General features: G+C 66.0%; 6 protein-coding genes. 1 reads left to right on the top strand and 5 read right to left on the bottom strand.

Annotated features, from left to right (window positions below; all coding sequences use genetic code 11):
- The first annotated feature begins 80 nt into the window (after window positions 1-80).
- Window positions 81-1,241, top strand: coding sequence for a mechanosensitive ion channel family protein (locus H0W38_RS15590; RefSeq protein WP_292455701.1), 1,161 nt, complete (start codon window positions 81-83; stop codon window positions 1,239-1,241).
- On the opposite strand, the gene H0W38_RS15585 is transcribed toward H0W38_RS15590, so the two are convergent.
- From H0W38_RS15585 to H0W38_RS15565, 5 genes are all read right to left on the bottom strand, one after another.
- The gene (locus tag H0W38_RS15585) at window positions 1,214-2,113 is read right to left on the bottom strand and encodes an iron-containing redox enzyme family protein (RefSeq protein ID WP_292455699.1); all 900 of its coding nucleotides are present in this window, start codon (window positions 2,111-2,113) and stop codon (window positions 1,214-1,216) included. The genes H0W38_RS15590 and H0W38_RS15585 overlap by 28 nt on opposite strands.
- Before the next feature lie 32 nt (window positions 2,114-2,145).
- The gene (locus H0W38_RS15580; protein ID WP_292455697.1) at window positions 2,146-3,207 is read right to left on the bottom strand and encodes a class I SAM-dependent methyltransferase; all 1,062 of its coding nucleotides are present in this window, start codon (window positions 3,205-3,207) and stop codon (window positions 2,146-2,148) included.
- A gap of 105 nt (window positions 3,208-3,312) precedes the next feature.
- Entirely contained in the window at window positions 3,313-4,362 is a 1,050-nt protein-coding gene (locus H0W38_RS15575) for an endonuclease/exonuclease/phosphatase family protein (protein WP_292455694.1), read from the bottom strand.
- 8 nt (window positions 4,363-4,370) lie between these two features.
- On the bottom strand, window positions 4,371-5,012 hold the full coding sequence (locus H0W38_RS15570) for a CDP-alcohol phosphatidyltransferase family protein (RefSeq protein WP_292455692.1): 642 nt from the start codon (window positions 5,010-5,012) through the stop codon (window positions 4,371-4,373).
- Window positions 5,013-5,124: 112 nt separating this feature from the next.
- On the bottom strand, window positions 5,125-5,376 hold the full coding sequence (locus tag H0W38_RS15565) for a hypothetical protein (RefSeq protein WP_292455690.1): 252 nt from the start codon (window positions 5,374-5,376) through the stop codon (window positions 5,125-5,127).
- Window positions 5,377-5,683 lie beyond the last annotated feature (307 nt).

Raw genomic sequence — 5,683 nt, 5'->3', positions numbered from 1 at the left:
GCTCCCCGTCACTCCTTCCATTTGAAAAGGCCCCCCAGCGCATGAACGACCTGAACTTTGCCGCTACCTGGTTCACAACGATGACGTTGCTGGGCGTGCCGCTCACGAACTGGGCTTTGGCCTGCGCCGCGGCGCTGGGCTTTTATCTGCTATTCACGTTCGGGCTGCGCTTTGCACTGCGGCGCGCCTCGCGCGTTGCCGCCAACACCAGCAACCGTGTCGACGACACCTTGATCGAGGTGCTGAGCCGCACCAACCGCTGGCTGCTCGCGCTGGCCGCGCTGTTGATCGGCCTGAGCCTGATCGATCTGTCCGACCGCTGGGGCGCGCGCGTCGGGCAACTCTGGTTCCTTGCGCTGGCGGTGCAGTTCGCCCTTTGGGGCAACACCGCGATCCGCATTTTCTTGCGGCGCTATACCGAGCGCCATGCTTCCGCCGCCATGACGCAGGTCAGCGCCTCGGCCACGCTCATGTCATGGGGCTTGCGCACGGTGCTGTGGGCCACCGTGCTGCTGGCGATGCTGTCCAACCTGGGTGTCAACATCACCGCCTTCGTGGCCAGCCTCGGCGTGGGCGGCATCGCGGTGGCGCTGGCCGTGCAGAACATCCTCGGCGACCTGTTCGCCTCACTCTCCATCGCGGTGGACAAGCCTTTCGAGATCGGGGACTTCATCATCGTCAACGACGTGATGGGCACGGTCGAGTACGTGGGCTTGAAGACGACCCGGCTGCGCAGCCTGAGCGGCGAGCAGATCGTGATCTCGAACACCGAGCTGCTCAAGCAGGTAATCAAGAACTACAAGCGCATGGCGGAGCGACGCATCGTCTTCACTTTCGGTGTGACCTACAGCACCACCCCCGAGCAGGCCGAGCAGATCCCGCAGATCGTTAAACGCCTCGTCGAGGCCAGCGGCAAGCTGCGATTCGACCGCGCCCATTTGCTGAAGTTCGGCGACAGCTCGCTGGACTACGAGGTCGTCTACATCGTGAAGGAGCCGGGCTTCAACGCCTACATGGACGAGCAACAGCGTATCAACCTGGCGCTGATGCGCGAGCTGGAACAGATCGGCGTGGAGTTCGCATTCCCGACGCGCACTGTGTACATCATGAACGATCCGGCCGCGGATCGGGCGGACGAGGGCGGCAACGAGGAGAACGAGGGTGCCCCCCACAGCACCGGTTCGATACCCGGCGGCAACGGTCGCGGCGAGCCTCAACCGAGCGCGAATTCAGTCCGATAGCGCTCGAAGCAGCGCGCACCGCAGCGCAGGCGCATCAACGCGCCTTCGGCAATGGCGCGCGCGCAGCGCGGTTCGTTTTCCACCAAGGGGCGGATCACCTCGCGGTTCCAGTCGCGCGAATGCACGATGTCGAGCCCGGCGTGCAGCTGGAAATAGCGGCGGCCCTGCGGCGAGACGCCGAGCCGCTCGAGGCCGACGTTGATCTGCGAGACACGGCCGGGCGCGGTGAGCTCGACGACCCCCAGCGCACCCACCGAGTGATAGGCATATCGGCGATTCGCGGCCAGCGCGAGCATCACATTGCCCAGCGCGAGCGACTCCCACACGGTCGCCTCGACAGAGGGTTGGAGCGCGAGTTCGTGCACTGCCATCTCGAGCATCGGACCGTGCATGCCGCCGCGCTTGCCGCGGCCCATTTCGTCCCAGTAGTTGCGCGCCAGCTCGAGCTTGGGCTGGGGCGGCATGCGCAGCTGGGTCAGTGCAACGAGGTCGTCGAAGCCGGCCTCGCCAGCCACTTCCTGGGTGAGGAACCAGCGCATCTGTTGCAGGTTCGCCTGCGCCTGCAGCCAGGGAAAAAGCGGATCGCCCTGACCCGGCCCGTTTTCTGCCAATGCCTCGAACCAGCGCATGAAGGCGTCCGGCTCGTGCGGCACCTGCAGCACCTGTTCGGCGACAGTGCGGCGTTCTTCCTCGACGAGCCGGCCTTCCTCGAGCCGCAGCGTGAACTCGTCGTCGAGGTCGCTTTGCCATTGCCCGCCGGGAAAACCAGGCAGCAAGCGGCGGCGGTTGCCTTCGGCAAGGCGGCGGTGCCGCACGTCAGGCGAGAGGGGGGCCTGCATTGCAGACAGAGCATGGCGATCGGGAGCGTTCATCGAAATTTCTCCAACAACAGAAAGGGAAAGGCTCAGCGGACTTGCACGCTGAGGCCGGCGACGGCCAGACGCTCGACGTCGCCGTAGCCGGGTTGCGCGAGCTCGGCGCCGAACACGTCGGGGTCGATCTCGGCGTAGTCGTAGACCGCGCCCCGGCTCGCAGCGGCCTTGGTCAGCCGCGGCGCCAGGGCCTGCCAAAGAAGATCGATTCCGGCGACGACCGGTGCAGCCGTGTAGAGGATCAGCCGGCCCCCCGGCGCCAGCCGTTGCAGCGACTCGTCCACGATGCGCAGCGCCAAGCCGGTGCCCAACTGCCCACCGCCGTGGCGATAGGCGCGCTCCTTTGCGTCGAGCAGATAGGGCGGATTGGCGAGCACCAGATCGACGGGCTCGTCGACAGCGGCCAGCACGTCGCTGCGGCGGCATTCGTAATGTTCCAGGCCGGCAAGCTGCGCGTTCACTGCTGCCAAGCGCAGTGCTTCGGGGTTGATGTCGGTGAAGAGCACCCGCGTGGGCAACTCGTGCCCGATCAGGCGGGCGGCCAGGATGCCGCCGGCACCGCTGCCGCAGCCGAGATCCACCACCTTACAGGGCGCGGTGCGGGGGGTATGCGATCGCCGGCCATGTTCCGCGAGCACGCGCTCGATCAGGGCGGCAAAGCGGTAGGTGTCCGGGCCGAAAAATACCGCGCCCACCTGCGTCGTCGGCCACGCCGAATGCGCAAGCAGGGTGTCTGAAAAGCTCGAGAAGCGAACGCGGCTTCGGCACAGTGCGCCGTTGCCTGCAAGGCGCTCCAGAGCGCCGGCCTGCCGTATCAGCGCCAGCAGCGGCGGTGGCAGCGCCGCTGCGTCGGAAGCGGCGAAAGGCCGGCTCCAGCCGAATACCCCGCGCAGATCGTGCGCGCGCTCGTTGCCGGGCCGGGCATTGACGAGGGCCTGGGTCTCCGGCGTTGGGCAAACCCATCGGTAGCCGGTGCCGATCAATGCACGACCGAGGGCGAGCAGCGCTTCGTGCGCCGCAGCACTCGCGTCTCGCGCCGCCGGAGCCGCGACGCGTGGCCCGGTCTCTTGCCGGGCCGACTTTTCCAGAATCATTGCCAACCTACTTCCCATCTTGATGCGGGAAGGGGGCAATCGGCATACCGGCCGCGGCTCGAGGAGTGTTTTGCCTCCCAGGGGCGGCGGGCTGCAGACGAAAAGTTACCCGGTGGCCTGTTCGATCTTTTCGCTCGCTTCGTTCTGCTCAGCGGCGTCCGCCTGCGGTTCTTCCTGTGCGTGCGCCGCATGCGGCTCCAGGCTCAGCTCGATGAACACCGGGAAATGGTCGGAGCCGAAGAAGTCCAGCCGTCGAAAGGCAACCAGCCGGAAATCGTTGGAGTGGAAGAAGTGGTCCAGCGGAAAGCGGATCAGCCGGTGCTTGGCGTTGAAGGTGTTGAAAAAGCCCCGACCGACCCGCGGGTCGAGCAGGCCGCTGATCTGCTTGAAGAGGTCGTTGGTGCGCGACCACGCCACGTCGTTGAGGTCGCCGAACACGACCACGGGGCTGGGGTTGCGCTTGATCTCCCGGCCGACGATGAGCATTTCGGCGTCTCGCTCCGTCGAACGGTCGTTCTCCGTGGGCGAGGGCGGGCGCGGGTGCATGCAATGCAGCTGCACCATCTGCCCGGAGCGCAGGCGCACGCGCGCGTGGATCGACGGCACCCCCTCCTCGACGAGGAATGTCACGCTCGGCTCCTGCAACTCGAGCCGTGAATACAGCAGCATGCCGTAGGTGTTGTCCTGCGGCTGGTGCACGTGGTGCGGATGGCTGAGGGCGAACTCGTCCAACTGGCCTTGCCACCACGTGTCGGTCTCGAGCGCGAGGATCAGGTCCGGGTCGGCCTCGCGAATGATGTCCTTCAGACGCTCGGCTTGATGGTTCGACTGCAGCACGTTGGCGCACAGCAGGCTCAACGTCGATCCGGGCTTCGGCCCGGCGCTTTGCTCGACTTCCTTGCGCGCCAGACGCGTGTAGGGGTACATGCGCCGGGCCTGCAGCCCCAGGCTGGCCAGCAAAGCCAGCAGGAACAGCGTCTCGGCGGTGCCCTGCACGCCGATCGCCAGTCGCGCTGCGGCCACGATCACCAGCACGAAGCTGATCTGCAGGCGCGGAAAATCGAACACCCGGATCCACCAGGCTTCGAAGCGCAGCAGTGGCAGCAGCGTGGCGGCGACCATCACGCCGCCGACGATGAGCAGGGCCGTTTCCACGCGTGCGTTCAGAGCTTGGGAATGCGCAGTGTCTTGCTGATCATCAGGCTGCCCGACAGCACGAATACGAGTGCGAACGGATGCAGCGCCCAGGGACCCAGCAGCATGACGCCACCGTAGATGTCATCGCCCAGCCTTCCTTGCCAAGCGGCCAGGGCGAGTAGCAGGCTCAAAAGCACGGTCGTCGGAATGGGTGTGCCCTCGAAGTAAGACACCTTTCCTTCGTCTCCGGAGAGGCTCTCGGCGGTCACGTTGTACCGTGCCAGCCGGCTCACGCCGCAGCACACGAAGTAGATCAGCGCCAGCATGTCCCAGCCGCCACGCAGGCCAGCTGCGAAGGCCAATGCAGCCGGCCCGACGCCGAAGGAAACGATGTCGGCCAGCGAATCGAGCTCGCGGCCGAGCGGCGAGTGCTGATGGCGCCAGCGCGCGATGCGGCCGTCGAACACGTCGAACAGCAGCGCAAGCGGGGCGAGCAGCGCGGCGGTGAAGAAGTGCAGGGGCGACTGGCTGCCGACGAACATCATCGCGAAGAACACCGAGCCCATGCCGCAGGCCGCATTGGCCAGGGTGAAGAAGTCAGCAAGATGAAAGCCGCGGATCATCGTGAAGTGGCGGCGGTCGGCGTTCGGTGTCGGGCGCATCGTCATTTCTTTCTCGAGTGAAACCGGCGGCTTCGCATCCACCGTGCTGATCGCGAAATGCTTGCAAGGTCGCGCTGGCGGCCTGCCGGCTCGGCACCCGATCGCAGCGTAGAAGTACTCAAGCCGGCGCCCGGTCGTCAGGCGGCTCGGTCTTCTTGACCCCCCGCATGTTGAGCGCGGCCAGGCAGACCTGCAAGGCGATCAACGCGTAGGCCCCGGTGTGCCAGCCCCACACGACCCACAGCACGTTGCTGAGCAGGAAAAGCCAGAAACCGATGCGCCGCTTCCAAGGCCGCTGCGAGGCGATCAACCAGGCCGCCGCGACGGTGACGACCATCGCCGGCCACTGCATCAAGTCGAGCACATCCATCTGCGGTTGTCTGGCTCCCGGGTAAGGTGAAAAAGAAGACGCTTGCGGCACATCAGTGACCGACCGGCCAGCGCCGCGTAAGCCACCGTCGGCAACCGCCTCGAAGGCCGCAATCCGTGGCGCTTGCTACCGCGCTTGCTACCGCTTTAGTACCGGCGCTGACTCGGGCGAACGCCGCGCGACCGGAAGGAACGGTAAAGCTTTGCGGCAAGCCCTGATGTGATCGCGTAAACGAGCAGTCTGCGCAGCATGGGGCGGCTCCGTGGAAGGTAAGGCGACTGCGCGCTTTTAGCAAACGGTGTTCCTG

It is taken from the genome of Methylibium sp. (assembly GCF_013817365.1).
In the GTDB taxonomy this organism is placed as follows: domain Bacteria; phylum Pseudomonadota; class Gammaproteobacteria; order Burkholderiales; family Burkholderiaceae_C; genus Methylibium.
The sequence above is the reverse complement of the archived record's forward strand: the minus strand, read 5'-3'. Positions and strand labels throughout refer to the sequence as shown.

Excerpts from the sequence above, each read along its gene's own strand:
- H0W38_RS15590 (WP_292455701.1), top strand. The coding sequence starts at position 81 with ATGACGTTGCTGGGCGTGCCGCTCACGAACTGGGCTTTGGCCTGCGCC.
- H0W38_RS15585 (WP_292455699.1), bottom strand. The coding sequence starts at position 2,113 with ATGAACGCTCCCGATCGCCATGCTCTGTCTGCAATGCAGGCCCCCCTC.
- H0W38_RS15580 (WP_292455697.1), bottom strand. The coding sequence starts at position 3,207 with ATGATTCTGGAAAAGTCGGCCCGGCAAGAGACCGGGCCACGCGTCGCG.
- H0W38_RS15570 (WP_292455692.1), bottom strand. The coding sequence starts at position 5,012 with ATGACGATGCGCCCGACACCGAACGCCGACCGCCGCCACTTCACGATG.
- H0W38_RS15565 (WP_292455690.1), bottom strand. The coding sequence starts at position 5,376 with ATGGATGTGCTCGACTTGATGCAGTGGCCGGCGATGGTCGTCACCGTC.